Genomic DNA, 18,784 nt, shown 5'->3' on the forward strand with positions numbered 1-18,784 from the left:
CCGCTTGGGGTGTTGTGGCCTGTAGCTATTTCCGGTAACGATCCGGCAACAATTTCGGGAGTCTCCAACGTGAACACAACACCTGCAACCCCGCCAGCGGGCGGACAGCCGAACCTTTCCGGCAATGTGATGTTCTACAAGCAGCCTCAGCCGCTGTCTGCAGAAGCTCATGCTGGTCTGGGCGTCAAACAGATCGAACAACCTTTCGCGTTCCTGCGGGAATCCCATGCTGTACCGGTAACCGTTTCCGAATTCGGAAGAGCGGCGAGTTTTTATCCGCTGATCTTCGTCGGCGATGACCGCACGCCGGTCGCCGTGATGGGCATCCGTCAGGGCCAGAACCTCTATGTCGATGCCAAGGGTTTCGTGGCCGACGACCATTATGTGCCTGCCTTCGTGCGCCGCTATCCGTTCGTATTCGCTTCCGATGAAGGCTCTGATCGCCTGATCCTGTGCGTTGACCGCGCCGCGCCGATGGTCAGCAACCAGCCGGAAGTGCCGTTCTTCGAGAATGGCCAGCCCAGCAAATTCACCAATGACGCCATCGAATTCTGCAAGGAATTCGAGCGCCAGCGCCAGGCCACAGTCGAATTCGGCCGCATCCTGCGTGACATGGACCTGATGGAACAGAAGACCGTTTCCTTCCAGCCGCGCGACAATCAGGGCAACCCGGTTGGCCAGCAGCAGAAGATCGCCGACTATTGGGCGGTATCCGAAGACAAGCTGAATGCCCTGCCGGCCGAGAAATTCCTCGAGCTGCGCGACAATGGCGCCCTCGGCGCGATCTATGCGCACCTGATCTCGCTGCTGAACTGGCAGGTCGTGATCCAGCGCGCCGTGCGCATCCAGAACGCTGAAACTGCTGCCGCGCCGGTAAACTAGGCCGATTTGGCATCCAAATCTGAAAGCGGCTCCTTCGGGGGCCGCTTTTTTTTGTGGGTGCCATAGTGGGGTCACCTGCTCATCACGATTGAGCGAGGCCCTTCAATCTGCACAAGATCACGGGCATATGGCGGATCACGACTGCCTCCGTGCAAAGGTTCTCTTATGATCAGACGTTTCATCCTGCCCCTGCTTGCCGCCCTGATGGCGTTGATGCCGGGTGCGCACGCCCAGCCCGTGGATGGCGGCCGGGCGATGGTGGAACTGATCGCCGAACGTGACCGCGTTGAGCCCGGCGAAACTCTCTATGCGGCCATCAAGATGGAGCTCGACGATGGCTGGCACGTCTATTGGCGTAATGCCGGGGACGCCGGCCTGCCGCCGGAGGTGAGGGTGCTGGACGGCAGCGACGTGACGGAAGCGGCCCTCGGCCCGTTCGTCTGGCCAATCCCCCATCTCCTGCCTGTGGTGGACGGGAAGATCATGGATTACGGCTATGACGACCAGCTCGTCCTGCCATTCCCGCTCACCATTCCTGCCGATGCGATGGGTAGCGTCCAGCTGAATTTCCTGGCCGACTATCTGATCTGCGAGGAAATCTGCATTCCCGAAACGGCCGAAGTGAGCCTGACCCTGCCGGTGGGCCCGAGTGAGCCGCACATCGACCACGGGACCCTGATCGGCAAATGGATCGCCAAGGCGCCGCGCGACTTTGAGGGCGAGGCCCGGATCGATGCCAGCAACAGCCCCTGGAAACTCAGCCTGAAGACCGAAGGCGGCTTCGATACCGGCTCTGACATTCGCTTCTATCCCTTCGGCCACGAGATCAGCCATCCGGCGGACCAGCCGCTCAGCTTCGGCCGCGACGGCGCGACCCTCAGCCTGACACCCGCCGATGACAGCCTCGACGGCCCCCTTGAAGGGATCATTGTCGTAGAGACCGCAGACGGCGCCCGCACCGGCTACACGCTCACCGCAGGGCAGGGGGCCGTGTTCGAGCATACGTCCGGCATCGCCGCGCGCGCCGCGGCTACCGGCGCTGACGGCAAGAGCCTGATCGCGCTGGCCATCGCGGCCGTGATCGGGGGTCTGATCCTCAATCTGATGCCCTGCGTCCTGCCGGTGCTCTCCATCAAGGCGATGGGCATGGTGCATGCGGTCGCGTCCGGCCATGAAAGCGAAGTGCGCAGCCACGGCCTCTGGTACACGGGCGGCGTCCTCCTCTCCTTTGCCGCGCTGGCCGCCGCCATCATCGCGATCCGTCAGGCCACCGGCACGGCCAATCTCGGCTTCCAGCTGCAGAACGGCCCAACCGTTGCCGTGCTGACGCTGATCATGTTCGTCATCGGCCTCTGGTTGCTCGGCATGTTTGAACTTGGCAGTTCGATCCAGAACACCGGCAGCAGCCTTGCCTCGCGCAGCGGCTCGATGGGCGCCTTCTTTACCGGCGTCCTCGCCGCTGTGGTCGGCGCGCCCTGTATCGGGCCTTTCCTCGGCGCGGCGCTGGGCGCGGTGCTGGATCGTCCGGCCCTCTCGGTTCTGATCGTCTTCCTTGCGATGGGCTTCGGCCTGGCGCTGCCTTATCTCGTGCTCAGCTTTGTGCCGGGCCTGTCGCGCCTGCTGCCCAAGCCTGGCCGCTGGATGGAGACGCTGAAGCAATTCTTCGCCTTCCCGATGTTCCTGACCGCCGCGCTGCTGCTCTGGACCCTCGGCGCGGTTTCCGGCCCGGCCGCCGTGGCGTGGACCGTAGCGGGCGGAACACTGATCGCCTTCGGCATCTGGCTGGCCAGGCGGGGCAGAGGCGCACTCACCAAAGTGCTCGCGGCGCTCGCTATGATCGCGGGGCTTGTCTATCCGGCGCTGACGGCGAATTCGTCGACGGCGGCAGGGGAGGGCAACAGCCAGTATGCGGAGAAATACGAAACCGAGGCCTGGAGCCCGGAGCGCGTCATCGACCTGACCGACGAAGGCCGCCCCGTCTTCGTGGACTTCACCGCCACCTGGTGCGCCACCTGCCAGCTCAACAAGGTGACCACGCTGAAATCGAACGCCGTGCAGGAGGCGTTCGCCGCCCATGATGTGGCCTTCCTCGTCGCCGATTTTACGCGGAAAGATCCGGTCATCGCCGAGGAATTGAAGCGCCGCCAGCGCGCCGGCGTGCCGATGTATCTCTGGTATCCGGCGGGCGCGACCGAGCCGCAGGTCCTGCCGGAAGTGCTCTCACAAAAGCTTGTGATTGGACTTGTCACGGCAGAATGAGCATGATGGCGCCATCCCACCCTGAAGGAGGACGCGCATGTTCATGAGCCGACGCAATTTTTCCCTCGCCGCGGGCATGGCCGCTGCCGTTGCACTGACGGCTGGCGCCCTGATCGCCTCCACCGCGCAGGCCGCCCCGGATGCAGGCGAACCCGTCCTCGCACCGGACTTCACCGGCACGACCGCGACGGGCGAGACCATCTCCCTGTCCGATTTTGCCGGCAAGACGGTGATCCTCGAATGGACCAATGATGGCTGCCCGTTCGTGCAGAAACATTATGCCGTCCCGCCCGCCAACATGCAGGGCCTGCAGACCGATGCCTCCGAGAGCGATGTCGTCTGGCTGTCGGTGATCTCGTCCGCCCCCGGCAAGCAGGGCCACCGCACTGGCGCGGAAGTCCTCGACATGAATGAGGGCCGCGGCGCCACGCCCGCCCATGTCATCCTCGATGAGAGCGGCGACATTGGCCGCCTCTACAAGGCCAAGACCACGCCGCACATGTTCCTCATCACGGCCGACGGCATGATCGCCTATCAGGGCGCGATTGACGATACGCCGTCGGCGCGCGTTTCCGACATCGAGACCGCCACGAACTATGTCTCCGCCGCCATCCAGAGCGTGGCCGCCGGGGAGCCGGTCGAAATGGCAAGCTCCAAGCCCTATGGGTGCTCGGTCAAATACTGACGAGGGATACAGCAAACGCACTGCGTTTGCCCCGAGGCAGGCCCAAGCGTGGGGCGCAGGGCAGAGGGATACAGCAAACGTACTGCGTTCAATCCGGCACATGACGAAACTGTTGCTTGAACCGGGTGGCAATGCGCCTTACACGCGCTCGCCATGCTCCAGATTGTGCCCGAAACTCCTGAACTCCACGCCGATGCGATCGAAGACCTCTTCGCGCGCACCTTCGGCTCGGGCCATTTTGCCAAGACGGCAGAGCGCCTGCGCGAATTTTCCCGCTCGCTGCCAGAGGTGAACCGCGTCGCCGTGCTCGATGGCAAGGTGATTGCCGTCTGTCGTGTCTGGCCACTCAAGGTCGGCCCGAACCGCGACCGCGCCCTGTTCTACGGCCCCGTCGCCGTCGGCCCGTCCCACCGGGGCAGCCGCCTTGGCCTGACGGTCACGGGTGAGGCGCTGGAGGCCGGCAAGGCCGCAGGCTGGCCTGCCGCCATCCTGATCGGCGCGCCCGCCTATTTCGGCGAGATCGGCTTCACCGTCACGCCGAAGCACCAGCTCATCTTCCCCGGCCCGCAAGACCCGCGCCGCGTGATGGTGAAAAGCCTCGCAGGCGACGCCGCCCAGCTCTCCGGCCTTGTCACCGCCGCCTAGCCACACTTCCCGCTTCTTTGACGTTGGGGCAGGGGCGCTAGGGCTCATGCAACAACAGATCAAAGGGAGGCCCCGGCCATGAATTATGATGAGGTCGTCAAATCGCGCCGCAGCATTCGCGGATATCTCGACAAGCCGGTGCCGAAAGAGCTGATCCGCGAAATCCTCGAAATCGCCATGCGCGCGCCGACCTCGATGAATTCCCAGCCCTGGAATTTCTATGTCGTGGCCGGTGAGGTGCTGGACCGGATCCGCAAGGGCAATGTCGAGCGCAATGTCGCCGGCGTGCCCGACAGCCGCGAATTCCGCATGGGCCCGCCCTATGCGGGAATCCACCGGGATCGCCAGGTCGAGATCGCCGTCCAGCTGTTCCAGGCGATGGGCATTGAGCGCGGCGACAAGGAGAAGCGCATGGACTGGGTGCTGCGCGGCTTCCGCCAGTTCGACGCGCCGGTCTCCATCGTCATCACTTATGACAAGGCGCTGGCAGGCGGCGACATCCCGCCCTTTGATTGTGGCGGCGTGGTCAATTGCATCGTCAACACAGCCTGGTCGCGCGGGCTCGGCTGCGTGATCAATTCGCAAGGCATCATGCAGAGCCCCGTCGTGCGCGAAGAGGCCGGCATCCCGGACGATCAAATCATCCAGACCTGCGTCGCCATGGGCTGGCCCGACGACACCTTCCCGGCCAATGCCGTCGTCTCAACCCGGAAGTCCGTAGACGAAGCAGCGGTGTTTCGGGGATTTTAGGGGGTTATCTGCCGAAGGTGGTATCACTTCCATCTAGAATGGCTTTGAAACGCAGAAAGCACTCTCGTACCCAAGGGTCAGTATTCCACACGAAATCGTGTGGTTGTTGTGCGATGAAATCCAAGACTTCCTCCACGTTGAAAATTTCATCCAAATGACTTTTGGTCGTACCAAACCCGGGTGGGAGAACCAAGCATGCGAAAGTTGTGATTGCGTCTTTTTGCTTCAACTGTTCAGTCAGTGAATTTCGAAGGATGGATGTCCAGTTACCACTGTTTGCAATCGCATAGAGCGCGGCTACGTTGGGAAGTCGGCGTAACGCCGTTCCATTCAAGATGGCGTTCGCGTAGCGAGGTAGTTCAGTTTCAAGAAGCCGCTCAACTTGATGCCTTGAGAGTATCAAATCATCAGTACTGCTGTCGGCGGAATGGACAGTCATACCGAAATGAAACAGATGCTACCTTAGCACGTATGGAAGTATACTTAGATCGTCGTGCGCTTTCAGTTCGTTCAATACATTGCGAACTCTTTCCGTGATTTCGCCGCCCCTACTTCCATGTCTGAGCAAAAGTGATGCAGCATTCTCGACGATATTCCTTTCGGCGTTTGGCCGATCTATCCAGTCGGTCTTTCGTCGGACCGCATTGGACATACTGGACCAGAACTTTGTATCTTCGGAGGCTTTCAACTCTTCGTAGACGTCGGATAGCCGGTCAAGAAACGGAAAGATGAGTTCATTGCTCTTAAGCTCCTCAAGCTTGAGTGAAAGAGCATCTTGCGGCAATTCCCAGACTTGAGTGACAACTTTCCGTGAAACCAAGCTTGGAGGGTCCCCCAAATACAGAGTACGGATAAGATTTTGTCGGCAGGATATCCGCATCCAGTCATTTTCGTCAATTGAAGCAGCACCCTCAAGTGCTGGAAACATTTTTCTCAGTATGGGGTCGTAGTGAAGGGCTCCGTAGCCCAAAATACCATCCGGTGTCGGTGTATTACTATTGTTTAGCGTATCTACAGCGCGATTTAGCATCGTAGATTGCGATGGGTCGTCCACCAAGTCCTCTATGTGTTCTGATATCGCCTTTTGTAGAGACGGTGTTCTAGTAATTATCCATGAATAGGCCAGTACATCGTATGGGCAAACTTCCCCGCGAAGAGCTTTCATTATGATCTGATATGCGCCAACTAGCCGCTTTACTTCTCTTGGCGTGCGCACGTCTGCTTTAAGAATTTCTAAGATTTCGTTCTGTCTTGTATTTGCCGTAGCAGGTATGTCTTCGGTCCAGTTTAAGAAATGTTCCAACAAGGTTTCTACATCTTCCACAAAGAGCGGCCGTATCGGAATAGGGTGTTGAATGATTTTCTCTAAATAGCGTTCCCCACTTTCTATACGATCCACCCCTTTGCCTTTACCGAGCGCGTCAGCTACCCGGTTGGGATCATACGCAACTAAATAGGAAATGCCTTCTATCTCTCCAATCGCCTTCAACAACTGGGCGACGGCACGTACTTCGTCGTCTTCCACGCGATCAAGCTCATCAATTAGTACGACTATCGCAGTGTTTGATTGTCGGATCTTTTTTTCCAACGAGCGCTTCTCTTCGAGGGCTGACAAAGGTTTGGACTGTCCAAGTGTAATGTCGTCCATGTTGGAGGCTACATTGCTGGCGATACCGCCAGTGGCTACTAAGTCTGCGACTAATGCGCCGGTTTTTGCAACAAACTTTATTGCGCCCCAGTATTTGTCTAGCTGATCCCGGATTTGCCTGGCGGCTTCTTGTCCATTCCGACCGAGTGTTTCCCTCAACTCACCAAAAAAGCCTGCAACTAGTTCATCACGCCCGCTAAAGAGCCAAGGATTGAACACCACTGGAATAACATGTTTTTCATTTTGTAGTTGGGCGGCGGTTAGATTCAGTATTGATGTCTTCCCCGTTCCCCAATCTCCCGTCAAACCCACCACATAGCTGGTAGAGCGGCAACCTATGACGGTTCCGTCGTCACTGAGCTGTTTTTGAATCAAAGATTGTATCAAGTTCTCAACGAACACGTCTCTGTTCAACAGATCGAATTCTTTGTTTTTGATTGCCCGATCGACGAGGTCCGGTTGTTCGATAGTCACGCAATGCTCCGTTTTATCTTAAGTGGAAAAGTACACTAACAACGTGACTTTTCCAAAAATGCGAGGCGAATTTAGACGCGCTCATGAGTTTTCGGAATCGCTCTCGGTGTCATCTCATGCCACCCTCTCCCAATCCGTCTGATATCTCCCGCCCCTAAACTCTCCTGTATGAACGGGATGGCGGCATTCATCGAACAGGGGCTCAAGGCCGCGCAGGGCGCGGTGCTGGATGTGCGGGCGCAGGCCGGGCTGCATCTGGAGCCGGACTCGGTGTCGCGGCGCGTGCGCGCCAGGGTGCGCGGGCGGCTGAAGGCCATCGAGACGATTGTCCGGCGGCTGATCATCCTGATGGCGGCGGCGCTGGACCTGCCACCTCTCCCACAAGCCAGTCCCGGCCAAGCCGACGCGGCGGCCTCCGCTCCGCGCCCGGCGCTTGCCGACACGGTAGAGGATGTTACGGACACTTTTGGGACCAGTTATGGACCAGTCCATCGCCTCAACCTGACCGGGCGGCGCTCCGCCGGTCTCATGGATTGGCAGGACGCCTTCGCGGGGAAGGGGACCGCCAAGGCGCTCGTCGCCGGGCCGGTCCCGGCCGCGCCGCTGATCGCGCACATCATTGCGCTGCAACGCCTGCTGAAAGATCCCGCGCCTGCCGCCAAACGGCTTGCGCGCCATCTGGCGCAGATGAAAGCAAGGCAAGAGCCGCGCCCGATCTGCCCGCCCAGCGCCGGCAATTTCCGCCTCGGCGCAGAGCTTGGCACAGTGGCCAGCGCCCTGCCGGGCCTTGTCAGCCGCGCCGTCGCGGACTGGCCGGACACGTCCTGACTTCTCGTGAAATGTGAACCCGTTTGCCGGGGCGCGAATCCGCGTCGCCGGCCGCAGGCACATCCTTCGACGCCGCCCATCCTTCGACGTCGCTCAGGATGAGCTGATCTCGGGTGGCGGGTTTCCGGACTCATCCTGCCACCCTTGCGGACTCATCCTGAGCGACGTCGAAGGATGAACGCAGGAAGCGCTTACCGCCCCTCGCGGCGCCAGGCCAGCAGCAGCAGGCCGATCAGGAAGGCGGCGGCGATCACGCCCGGCAGGAGCGGCTGGCTGGAAGACGAGCGCACGGCATAGGCGCCGCGCTCGCGCAGGCCGAGCCACTTGCCGCCCGCCGCATTGCCGCGCGGCCCGGTGCGGCGGATCTCCGGCAGATTCGTGCCGCTGGCATTCAGGCGGAAGACGCCGCCACTGGTCGCATCGGCCAGCGGCTCCAGCACGTCGGTCGTGGACTGAAGGTCTGCATATTCCTTCGGATTGGCCGGCCCGTTCAGCGCGACCGCTTCCAGCCCGCCCGCTTCGGCGCGGTAGAGGCCCAGCTGGTCAATCGGCGCCTCGGCCACGAACCGGCCCGGCCCGTCCTGACGCCATTGCGGCTCGATGAAGCTGCCCTCCGGCGTCTCGACGGTGAGCGGCGGCGCGCTGTCCAGCAGGGTGCGCAGCTCGACGCGCGCGGTGTCGCCCTCGGCCACGAGGTTCAGCTTGCGCTCCTCCAGTTCCGGCTCCTTCATCATCCAGTGGACGACGCGGCGCATCAGTTCGGCAAACGGCCCGCCGCCATCATGCCCGCGCGCCCACAGCCAGATCTGGTCGGTCATCAACATGCCGACCCGGCCCTGGCCAACCCGGTCAACGATCAGCAGCGGCTTGCCGCGCGGCCCGCTCATCAGCACGTCGCCCGCCTGCGCCTCGGCATCGATATAGCGCATCCAGCCACCCCATTCGCGGCTTGCCAGCGGCATGGTCACGGCGTGGCGCTTGCCCGGCTCCGTCAGCTCCGGCGTGTATTCCCCGGTATAGATATCCCCCGTAGGGGAGGCAGGCAGCACCGAGGCCAGCGGAGAGCGCGCCAGGCTGCCCGGCCCGGCAAAGGGTTCGCCGGCGGCAATGAACAACGCGCCGCCCTCGGTCACATAGCGGGACATGTTGGCGAGGTAGGATTGGGTGATGACGCCCCGGCGCTCATACTGGTCGAAGATGATGAGATCGAATTCTTCCAGCTTCTCCTCGAACAATTCCTCGGTCGGAAACGCGATCAGGGCGAGTTCCTCGGTCGGCGTATAGTCCAGCTTGTAGGGCGGGCGCAGAATGGTGAAGTGGACAAGGTCCACGGACGGGTCGGATTTGAGCAGGTCGCGCCAGACCCGGCCCGCCTGGTTCGGTTTGCCGGTGACCAACAACACGCGCAATCGGTCGCGCACCCCCGAAAGGGTCGCGGCGGTGCGGTTATTGGCGAGCGTCAGCTCCTCGCGCCCCGGCGGGGTCTCGACCACGATGACATTCTCGCCGCGCCGCTCGATCTCGATCGGCACGCTTGTGTTTTCGCCGGGCGTGACAGTCATCCGGCGCGGCGTGCCGCCATTGACTGACAATTCGATCTCGACTTCGCGCCCTTCGGGCAGGCCGGGATCATCCACCCGCACCACCAGCTCCGCCATCTCGCCGACGATGCCGAAATCCGGCGCGTCCACGATGGAGACCCGCCGATCACCCCGGTTCGGGTCGCCCACGATCAGGCCATGCAGCGGGCCGATATGGCGCTCGTCCGAGTCTGGCTCTGGCAAATCATGGACCTGCCCGTCGGTGATCAGGATCGCGCCGGCAATCCGGTCCCGCGGGACATCGGCCATCAGGCCTTCCAGCGCGCCATAGAGATTGGTCCCGTCCGCCCCCGGATCGCTCTCAAGGATGCGGACTTCCAGCGAGGCGTCGGCTTCCAGCTCGGCATTGAGCGCGGCAAAAGCCGCAGAGGCCGCCGCTTCGCGCTCACCGAACTCCATGCTTTCGGACCGGTCGAGGATGATCGCTGCGACCGAGGGCAGGGGCTCGCGCTCTTCCTGCACCAGCGACGGGTTCGAAAGCGCCGCCGCGAGCAGCGTCAGCGCCAGTCCCCGCGTCAGCCACGCCTTGCCGCGCAGCAGGGCATAGGCGAGCCAGGCCAGTGCGGCGAGCGCCACGACCGCCCACAGGACCGGCCAGCCAAGGAAGGGTTCAAACCCGAGGCGTGTCGCGTCAATCATTGCGGCCCTCCATCGGGAATATTGGTTGGCAAGCGTACCGGACTTTCCTGGGGCTCATCATTCCCACCCAGCCGCTCCAGCAGGGCGGGGATATGCACCTGGTCATCCTTGTAGTTGCCGGTCAGCACATACATGACGAGATTGACGCCGAAGCGCCGGGCCATCTCGCGCTGGTCCGCGCCGCCGTCCACGGAATAGAGGTCGCGGCCCTGTTCATCCACCGCCCAGGCCGAGGCCCAGTCGGCATCCCCGATAATCAGGCGCGAGACCCCGTCGCCGCGCGGCGCGCTGGCATCGCCCGCCTGTTCGATCCAGAGATTGCGCTGCGCATATCGGCCCGGAAAATCGTCCAGCAGATAGAAGCTGCGCGTCAGGACATGGTTCTCGCCGACGGTCTGCAGAGGCGGGGCGTCGAGGCCCTCGAGCAGGGTTTCCAGTTTTGTCACATCCGTCTGTGTGCCAATCGTGCCCCCGGCGCGTGTATCGATCACCAGCGCGCCGCCGGAGCGGAGATAGGTGTTCAGATGTGCAATGGACGTCTCCGACAGGGGCGGCATGGAGTCCGGCACATTGAAATAGATCAGCGGGTAAAGCTCCAGCGCGTCGGTTTCCAGATTGACGCCATGCGGATCGGCCGGCTCGACCGACGTGCGCAGCCGCAAGATGTTTGAGAGGCCGAACAGGCCAGCGCGCGTACGTGCGTTCAGGCCGCCATCCGGCGTCTCGACATAGGCCAGACGCATCTCCAGCGCGGCATCGATTTCCTTTTGCGTCGCATTGCCATTCGAGGGTAGGCGGATCGTTTTCGGATTGGTGTCGATCCGGCGATAGGTGCCATCCGGCAGCAGCTCATACTGAAAGGGCTGGGCGGCGGCCTCCGGCGGCGGCATCGCGACCAGCGCGCCGCCTGCCACGAGACACGCCATCGCCGCACCCTTGCCAAAACGGCGCAACCGTCCGGCCACGAACAGGGCAATGAACAAATCCAGCGCCAGCAACACGGCGGCAAGGGTCAGCAGCGGCCCCGCAAGACGTAGTGACCGCGCCTCGGCATCGCCCAGCAGGCGCGCCGAGACGGGCCAGTTCGCAATCAATTGGGGTCGCTTGCCCGTGCCGGCATTCAGCGCGCGCGTGCCCGCAGGTCCGCGATATAGGCCCGGCGGGTGCGCCTCGGACGGGTCGATCGTCGCAAACTCCCCGGCTTTCAGCGGCGCGGCATTGGCGCCGGCGGTCGACAGGCGACCATAGCCGTCCAGCGTCAGGAAGGGCGTATAGGCGCCCTCGGCATCGCCCACCGCTTCGCCGCGTCCGGCCGCAATCGAGCGGCGCAGCATCTGGGAGAAGGTGCCGGAATAGGCAAGGTCGGCCCAGTCCGGCCCGGCGGTCGTGTGGAACAGGACCAACGTGCCATCGCCGCGCATGTCGGCGGTCACCAGGGGCGAGCCATCAGCCAGCCGCGCCCAGGTCTTGGACGCAAGCTCCGGTCCCGGCCGGGCGAGCACTTGCTGCTTGATGCGGACATCCGGCGGCACGGGCAGGCCCGCAAAAGGGGAGGTCTCCGGAAAGGCTGCCATCGCTTGAGGCTCATCCCAGGCCAGCGCCCCGCCCAGCGCACGCGACGCGCGGCGCAGCGCCACGGGCAGCAGATCATCTCCCTGCGCGGCAAGGCGCGGGCCCGCAAACCGGATCAGCGCGCCGCCTTCCTCGACCCAGGCATGCAGCAATTCGGCGTCCTGCGGCAGGATCTGTCCGACATCGCTCAGGATGATCGCATCGGGGGACGCGGCAACAAGGTTCTCGATACTGCCCTCGGAAATCGTCGCGAACGGCTCCAGCGCCTTGCGGATATAATGCATGTCCGACAGCAGCGGCTGGGCCGTGCTGCCGGCATCGACGAGCCCGACCCGACGCGACCGGTCTGCGGAATCCCAGAGCCAGACCGTGCCTGCGCCCTGCTGGCCAGTGACGCTGAACCGGGCGACCCGTGCCAGAGCGGCGGCGGGGATGGTGAACTCGGCCAACGCTTCGGCCTGCCCATCGGCAAAGTCGAGAGGTGCCGTGGCGAGGGCGGAGCCATCAATCGTCATGGCGGAAACATATCCCGTCGCGATGCCCCGGCCGGTGGCGCGGCGGGCGGTGACGGTGACGGAATCCGTTTGCGAGCGAATGCCGGAGATCACCACCGGGCCAGTCGGCGCGGCGGCATAGACCGTCAGCGGCGCGATATCAGACAGCGCGCGGGCAAAGGCCTGTCCGTCCTCTCCCTGCAAGCCATCGCTGGCCCAGAAGATGCGGTCGGGTTTGAAGCCGGACCCCTCCAGCCGGTCCAGTGCATCGGCGCGGTCCGGGGCCCAGGCCTGCGGCCTCAGCGAGGTCAGGCGCTTGGTCATGTCCGCGCGGGAAATGCGCTCGGCCGGGTCGGGATTGAATTGTTGCGGCGCCGTCAGCAGCAGATGGACCGGCGCGTCGCGATTGCCCGTGTCCAGCGTAGCGGTGGCGGCATTGACGAGGTCCGGCCAGCGCGGCGCGGACGGCCAGCCATTGTCGACGACAATCAGCAGGCTGCCGGTGCCTTCTACCGTCTCGGTCTGCGCGCCCGGTGCATAGACCGGCTGGGACAGGCCGAGGATCGCGGCGGCAATCGCCAGTGTGCGGATCAGCCAGACCCACCAGGGCGTGCGCGCGGGCGTCTCTTCCTGCGGCTCGATCCCGTCGAGCAATTGCAGGGACGGCAATTCCGCATGGCGGGGGGCAGGGGGCGTCGCGCGCAGAATCCACCAGATGATCGGCAGTGCGGCAAGCGCGGCAAGCGCCCAGGGCGCGCCGAGCAGGAACGGTCCGAGAGAGGTCATGCCTTGGCCCCGAACGTCTCGACCTGTGCCTTCAGCCGGGCGGCGCCTTCAAGGCTCGACTGGCCGACCGTATGGGTCACCAGCCGCCAGCCCATTTGCGTGGCCAGTCTGCGCAATCCGTCCCGCTGTTCGGCAAAGCGACGGAGGTAAGCTTCGCGCATCGTCTCGGCCCGGCCAAGGATGCGATCAGACTCGGTGCCGGGGCGGCTGAGCTTGGTACGGCCTTCAAACGGGAAGCTTTCCTCGATGGGGGCCGAGATTGCCAGCAGCACGCCTTCCGGGCATTTCGCGGCAAGCGGCGCAAGGCGCGCCTGCCAGTCTGCGAGCGGCGCGTAAAAGTCAGACGCCAGAATAATCGTTGCCGCCGATTTCGGTGGCGAGGGGAACTGGCCATGTGTGCCGCGCTCCAGGTCTTCGGCGAGGCGTGCAACCGCCTTCTTGCCAAAGCTGGCCGTCCGGCCCGCGCCCAGCATGCCGATCCGTTCGCCATCCTTCGACATGAGAATGCCGATGGAAAGCATCAGAAGCTGGGCTTCTTCGGCCTTGGTGCGCAAATCGCCGTCGCCCTTCCAGCGGAAGCCGGGTGCGTCATCGCACCAGAACAGCACCGTGCGCGCGGTCTCCAATTCTGTTTCGCGTACGAACAATTCCGTGCCCTTGGCAGAGCGGCGCCAGTCGACCCGGTCGGCCGCGTCTTCCTGCGCATAGCGGCGATACTGCCAGAAATGCTCGCCCGTGCCGGCGCGGCGTCGGCCCGCCGACCCGATATGCGCGGCTTCGCTCGCTTCGGCCTTGAAGTTCAGGCCGGGCAATTGGCGGGCAAGGCTCTCGGCCTCAGCACGTAGATCGGCGGAGGGAGTCATATAAGGGGTCGCTATGCCACCTTCCGGGCAAGGTCATTGATCAAATCGGTCAGGCTCGGCGCCTCGCCCGTCGGGTCGTAGCGCATCGCCATCCGGTGGCCGAGACAGGGTTCTGCCAGCGCCTCGACATCCTCAATGCTTGGCGCGAGACGCCCGCGCAGCAGCGCACGGCTCCGCGCGGCCAGCATCAGCGCCTGACCGGCGCGCGGGGACGGGCCCCAATCAACCAGCCGCTTGACGCGCTCATCGGTGGTCTGTTCCGGCCGGGCATCGCGCACGAGGCCGAGGATCGCCGAGACGATCTTCTCGCCCACCGGCATCCGCCGCACGAGCCCTTGCAGCGCGATCAGCCGGTCTGCGTCGAGCGCCGGGCGGACGACATTGTCATCGCCGGTCGTTGTCTCGATCAGGATGCGGCGCTCGGTGTCGAGGTCGGGATAGTTCACATCGACCTTCAGCAGGAACCGATCCAGCTGCGCTTCGGGCAGGGGGTAGGTGCCTTCCTGCTCGATCGGGTTCTGGGTCGCCAGCACATGGAAGGGCGCGGGCAAATCATGGCGCACACCCGCCACGGTGACATGGCGCTCCTGCATCGACTGCAGCAGGGCGGACTGGGTGCGGGGGCTGGCGCGGTTGATCTCATCGGCCATCAGCAGCTGGGTGAAGATCGGCCCTTTCAGGAAGCGGAAGGTGCGCTGCCCGGTCGGGCTCTCGTCGAGAACTTCAGAGCCGATGATGTCGGATGGCATCAGATCCGGCGTAAACTGGATGCGCTGATTGGCGAGGCCGAGCGCGGTGCCCATCGCTTCGACGAGGCGCGTCTTGGCAAGGCCCGGCGCGCCGATCAGCAGGGCATGGCCCCCGGCCAGTACGGCGGCCAGAGCCAGTTCGACCACCCGGTCCTGGCCAAACACGGCTTTCGCAATTTCGGCTTTCACCTGCGCCAGCGTCTCGGCGGCGGATTCGGCTTCTGCGATGATTGCATCACTTACCTGGTCAGTATCGGCCATCAAAAGGGCGCCTCCGGGTTTTCGATCTGAATAAACAAACCTATGTCTAAGGCCGGATCATGGCGGAGCAAAACGTGAATTCCAGTGCCACAACCACAATCAGTCTCGAAGAGACGCTTAAAGCGATCCTTCCCGATGGCAAGGTGGAGGGCAAGCTGCCGCCGGTTCATTTGTGGAATCCGGGCCGCTCGGCCGATATCGGCATGGAAATCCGCGCCGATGGCAGCTGGTGGCATGATGGCGACCGGATAAACCGCGAGCGGCTTGTGAAGCTGTTCTCGCGTATCCTGCGCAAGGAAGAAGACGGTTCGATCTGGCTGGTCACGCCCTATGAGAAAGTCGTCGTCCATGTCGCGGATGCGCCCTTCATCGCTGTGCGCGTGGAGCGGGCAGGCGAGGAAGGGCCGCATCAGACGCTGGCCTTCGTGACCAATCTGGGCGATGTGACACTGGCAGGGCCGGACGCGCCGCTGCGCGTCGAGACCGATCCCGAAACCGGAGAGCCTTCCCCCTATGTATTGGTGCGCGGACAGCTCGAAGCCAAACTTGCCCGGCCGGTCTTCTACGAGCTTGCCAATATGGCAGAGCCGGCGCCGGATGGCTCCGACACGCTGGGCGTGTGGAGTCAGGGCGTCTTCTTCCCCCTCGGCCCGGCGGCTTGATTCGGCATGAGCTGGAACGGGCTGGACGATTTCCTGACGCGGGTCTCGGACCGGCTGGATCCGCCCCACGGGGAAGGGCGGCTGACCGAATATGGCGACCTCGACTTCCTGACCCCCGAAGAATTGGCGGTGATCCGCCCGGCGGCGGTGCTGTTCGGCGTGATCCCGCGCAAATCCGGCCCGACCGCGCTGCTCACTCTGCGCCCCGACACGATGGCCAATCATGCCGGACAGGTTGCCTTTCCCGGCGGCAAGATCGACCCCATCGATGTGGACGAGGTCGCCGCGGCACTACGCGAGGCCGAGGAAGAGGTCGGTGTGAACCCGTCAGACGTGGACGTACTGGGGCGCAGCGCCCCCTATGTCACGGGCACCATGTTCCGTATCACGCCTGTTGTCGGGCTGTTACCGGCGGATTTCGAGCCCAGACCAGACCCGACCGAAGTGGCGGATGTGTTTGAAACGCCCATCGATTTCCTCATGAATATCGCCAATCACCAGGTCGGCCGGGCCGTCTACAAGGGCAAGGAACGGCAATTCTACGAGATGCCGCATGGCGGATTTCGTATCTGGGGTGTGACCGCCGGGATCATTCGGAAACTGTATCATACACTGTACGACGATTGATCCGGGCCGGTTTTAGGGGTTTGCTCAATCCATCCACCCCTTATCTAGGGTGTAGCAATTGGAGGGAATGACACATTGGCCGGACGTATCGTCTTCGAGCTATTCATCTTCTCGATCCCGTTCCTCGTGTTCGGGCTCTACCTGCTGGCGACGACGAATGCTGAACAGGAGGGCAAGCGGAAATGGCCCGTCAACATCCTGTTCCTGTGCGGCATCGGCCTCGCCACGGTGGCCTGGTTCGTGCTGATCCTGATGGAGCCGAAGGAGCGTGACATCTGCCACGAGCCGGCCCGTATGGAGAATGGCAAGCTGATCCCGGCCCGCGATTATCCATGCATTCATGACGTGACGAATGTCGGGGTGCCGCGCGAGCGTGACAGTATCCGCTCGGCCACGGGCGCGACCGGACCCGGCGAGGATGTCCATGATGCCGGAGAGATCCGCGCAACGGCGCCGGATACCGAGGATGCCGCGCGCCGGGAGGAAGAGCCGGTGATCCTGGCCCCGGATCCCGATGCCGACACACCGGAGATCGTGCGGCCGGACGATGACACGGACTGACCTGACGAGCGCGCCCTGGCTGGACTGGCCGGGCACGCGCGCCGTAATGGCGGCGCTGGAGGCGGCGCGTGCCGATGGCGCGCGCTTCGTTGGCGGCTGTGTGCGCAATGAATTACGCGGCGTGCCGGTCGATGACATCGACATCGCCACCCAATTGAAACCGGAGGAAACCCTGGCGGCGCTGGAAGCGGCGGGCATTCGTGCGATCCCGACCGGGCTGGAGCATGGCACCATCACCGCCATCCATGACGGTCGCCCCTACGAGATCACCAGCCTGCGCCGCGATGTCGAGACCGATGGTCGCCGCGCCGTGGTCGCCTTCACCGAGGAGTGGGCCGAGGATGCCGAGCGCCGCGATTTCCGGCTCAACGCCATCTACGCCGCCGCCAATGGCCGCCTGCATGAGGTGGTGCCGAACTCGGTGCAGGATGCCCTTGATGGCCGGGTGATCTTCATCGGTGACGCCGACCAGCGCCTGCGCGAGGACTATCTGCGCATCCTGCGCTTCTTCCGGTTCAATGCCTGGTATGGCGCCGGCATGGATGCCGAGGGCCTTGCTGCCTGTGAGCGGCAAAAGGACGGGCTCGCAAAGATTGCCTCCGAGCGGATATGGAAGGAATTGAAACGCCTGATGGAGGCGCCCGATCCGTCCGAAGCCATGCTGGCAATGGAAGAGACGGGCGTGCTGGAAGCCGTGCTGCCCGGCGCGAGCGCGTCGGAATTGCCGTCCCTGGTCTCGGTGGAGCAGGGGGCCAGCCTTACGCCAGACCCGCTGCAACGCCTGATGGCCATGATGCCCCGCCGCGCGCGGGATGTGGCGGCGGTCACCTCACACCTCCGGCTGTCAAATGCCGAAGCCCAGCGCCTGACCGGCTGGGCCGACCCGGCGCTGACCCATGTTCTGGGCGCGCAGCCGGATGCGCTGCGGCGCCTGTTCTATCGCTTCGGGACGCGCACCGTGCTGGATCGTGCCCTGATCGAGGCGGCGCAAATCTCCGCAGCCGAGGCCTATCAGGCCCTTCATGTGGCCGCATCCGATTGGCAGAAACCGGCCTTCCCGCTCGGCGGCGCGGACGCGCTGGCGGCAGGGCTCAGCGGCCCGGCTGTGGGCGAAACCCTTCGCGCGCTGGAGGAAGACTGGATCGCCTCGGATTTCAGCCTGTCGCGCAGCGTCCTGCTGGCGCGCCTCAGTTCGCAAACAGGATGAACGCGTTCAGATAACCGGCAAAACTGACCCAGGCGAGATAGGGAAGCTGCAGCAACGCGGCGAGGTGCGAATAACGCCAGAAATCCTGCATCATCGCCACGATCAGCAACCAGAGGGCCACGAGAACGCCGAGCGCCAGGGCCACTTCATTCATCCCGAAAAAGGCGAGGCTCCAACCCGCATTGAAGGCCAGCATGGTGTAGTAGAGCCCAAGCGGACTGACCGCGCGGTCGAACGAACCGGCCCGCTCCAGCACCAGCAGGGCGCCCGCCGCCATCAGTACGAACAGGGCCGGCCAGACGAGCACGAAGAGGATATCGGGTGGGGTGAGGACCGGCTTGTTCAGCGCGTCGTACCAAGGGTCAGAATTGCCGCCCGAAATCACTGCTCCTGCCGCGGCGGCTGTCACCGTCGCTAGCAAGAGCAGTATCCCTGCCCCCCAGGGAAAGGCTTTCGCGCTGGTCACCATCGACCACGCTTATACCTCCGAATGAAGTTTTCGTCATTTCCGAAACGTTAATTCGGCCCTCAATGCCCTGATCGTCATCGATTTTTCGATCCCCTGCCCAAATTCCGGACGGGAATCGTCCC

16 protein-coding genes are annotated in these 18,784 nt (G+C 63.4%); 10 read left to right on the forward strand and 6 right to left on the reverse strand.

Annotation, left to right across the window (positions count from 1 at the left end; genetic code table 11):
• Positions 1-69: 69 nt before the first annotated feature.
• The 5 genes from V7660_RS02330 (at position 70) to V7660_RS02350 (ending at position 5,221) form a co-directional block, all read left to right on the forward strand.
• Positions 70-882 carry a SapC family protein gene (locus V7660_RS02330; RefSeq protein WP_335601512.1) on the forward strand — a complete coding sequence of 271 codons (813 nt, stop codon included), beginning with the start codon at positions 70-72 and terminating at the stop codon, positions 880-882.
• A gap of 165 nt (positions 883-1,047) precedes the next feature.
• On the forward strand, positions 1,048-3,141 hold the full coding sequence (locus V7660_RS02335; RefSeq protein ID WP_335601513.1) for a protein-disulfide reductase DsbD family protein: 2,094 nt from the start codon (positions 1,048-1,050) through the stop codon (positions 3,139-3,141).
• Between the two features lie 37 nt (positions 3,142-3,178).
• Positions 3,179-3,826: a redoxin domain-containing protein gene (locus tag V7660_RS02340; protein ID WP_442910008.1), complete on the forward strand. Its 648-nt coding sequence runs from the start codon at positions 3,179-3,181 to the stop codon at positions 3,824-3,826.
• Positions 3,827-3,979: 153 nt separating this feature from the next.
• The gene (locus V7660_RS02345) at positions 3,980-4,471 is read left to right on the forward strand and encodes a GNAT family N-acetyltransferase (protein WP_335601515.1); all 492 of its coding nucleotides are present in this window, start codon (positions 3,980-3,982) and stop codon (positions 4,469-4,471) included.
• 78 nt (positions 4,472-4,549) lie between these two features.
• Positions 4,550-5,221, forward strand: coding sequence for a nitroreductase (locus tag V7660_RS02350; protein WP_335601516.1), 672 nt, complete (start codon positions 4,550-4,552; stop codon positions 5,219-5,221).
• Between the two features lie 457 nt (positions 5,222-5,678).
• Here the strand turns inward: V7660_RS02350 and V7660_RS02355 are convergent, their stop codons facing one another.
• The gene (locus V7660_RS02355; RefSeq protein ID WP_335601517.1) at positions 5,679-7,343 is read right to left on the reverse strand and encodes a KAP family NTPase; all 1,665 of its coding nucleotides are present in this window, start codon (positions 7,341-7,343) and stop codon (positions 5,679-5,681) included.
• 177 nt (positions 7,344-7,520) lie between these two features.
• Here V7660_RS02355 and V7660_RS02360 point away from each other — a divergent pair, with 177 nt between their 5' ends.
• Positions 7,521-8,171, forward strand: a complete 651-nt coding sequence (locus tag V7660_RS02360) for a hypothetical protein (RefSeq protein WP_335601518.1) — start codon at positions 7,521-7,523, stop codon at positions 8,169-8,171.
• Positions 8,172-8,362: 191 nt separating this feature from the next.
• On the opposite strand, the gene V7660_RS02365 is transcribed toward V7660_RS02360, so the two are convergent.
• Genes V7660_RS02365 through V7660_RS02380 form a run of 4 tightly spaced genes read right to left on the reverse strand, consistent with a single transcriptional unit; the run spans position 8,363 to position 15,136 of the window.
• A complete protein-coding gene (locus V7660_RS02365) occupies positions 8,363-10,411 on the reverse strand; it encodes a hypothetical protein (RefSeq protein WP_335601519.1) in 2,049 nt (682 codons plus the stop codon).
• On the reverse strand, positions 10,408-13,263 hold the full coding sequence (locus V7660_RS02370; protein ID WP_335601520.1) for a DUF4159 domain-containing protein: 2,856 nt from the start codon (positions 13,261-13,263) through the stop codon (positions 10,408-10,410). Before V7660_RS02370 ends, V7660_RS02365 begins: the two co-directional genes overlap by 4 nt.
• Positions 13,260-14,126, reverse strand: coding sequence for a DUF58 domain-containing protein (locus V7660_RS02375; protein WP_335601521.1), 867 nt, complete (start codon positions 14,124-14,126; stop codon positions 13,260-13,262). The genes V7660_RS02370 and V7660_RS02375 overlap by 4 nt, the downstream gene beginning before the upstream one ends.
• 11 nt (positions 14,127-14,137) lie before the next feature.
• On the reverse strand, positions 14,138-15,136 hold the full coding sequence (locus V7660_RS02380) for an AAA family ATPase (protein ID WP_335601522.1): 999 nt from the start codon (positions 15,134-15,136) through the stop codon (positions 14,138-14,140).
• A 74-nt stretch (positions 15,137-15,210) separates the two neighbouring features.
• Between V7660_RS02380 and V7660_RS02385 the strand changes: the two genes are divergently transcribed.
• From V7660_RS02385 to V7660_RS02400, 4 genes are all read left to right on the forward strand, one after another.
• Positions 15,211-15,798, forward strand: coding sequence for a DUF1285 domain-containing protein (locus V7660_RS02385; RefSeq protein ID WP_335601523.1), 588 nt, complete (start codon positions 15,211-15,213; stop codon positions 15,796-15,798).
• 6 nt (positions 15,799-15,804) lie between these two features.
• Positions 15,805-16,425, forward strand: a complete 621-nt coding sequence (locus V7660_RS02390) for a CoA pyrophosphatase (RefSeq protein WP_335601524.1) — start codon at positions 15,805-15,807, stop codon at positions 16,423-16,425.
• A 75-nt stretch (positions 16,426-16,500) separates the two neighbouring features.
• Positions 16,501-16,986 (forward strand): DUF6111 family protein, encoded by a 486-nt coding sequence (locus V7660_RS02395; RefSeq protein WP_335601525.1) that lies wholly within the window; start codon positions 16,501-16,503, stop codon positions 16,984-16,986.
• Positions 16,973-18,193 (forward strand): CCA tRNA nucleotidyltransferase, encoded by a 1,221-nt coding sequence (locus tag V7660_RS02400; RefSeq protein ID WP_335601526.1) that lies wholly within the window; start codon positions 16,973-16,975, stop codon positions 18,191-18,193. Before V7660_RS02395 ends, V7660_RS02400 begins: the two co-directional genes overlap by 14 nt.
• Here V7660_RS02400 and V7660_RS02405 read toward each other — a convergent pair.
• On the reverse strand, positions 18,174-18,614 hold the full coding sequence (locus V7660_RS02405; RefSeq protein WP_335601527.1) for a TspO/MBR family protein: 441 nt from the start codon (positions 18,612-18,614) through the stop codon (positions 18,174-18,176). The genes V7660_RS02400 and V7660_RS02405 overlap by 20 nt on opposite strands.
• Between the last annotated feature and the right edge of the window lie 170 nt (positions 18,615-18,784).

This window comes from Hyphomonas sp. (assembly GCF_036964145.1).
Lineage (GTDB): Bacteria > Pseudomonadota > Alphaproteobacteria > Caulobacterales > Hyphomonadaceae > Hyphomonas.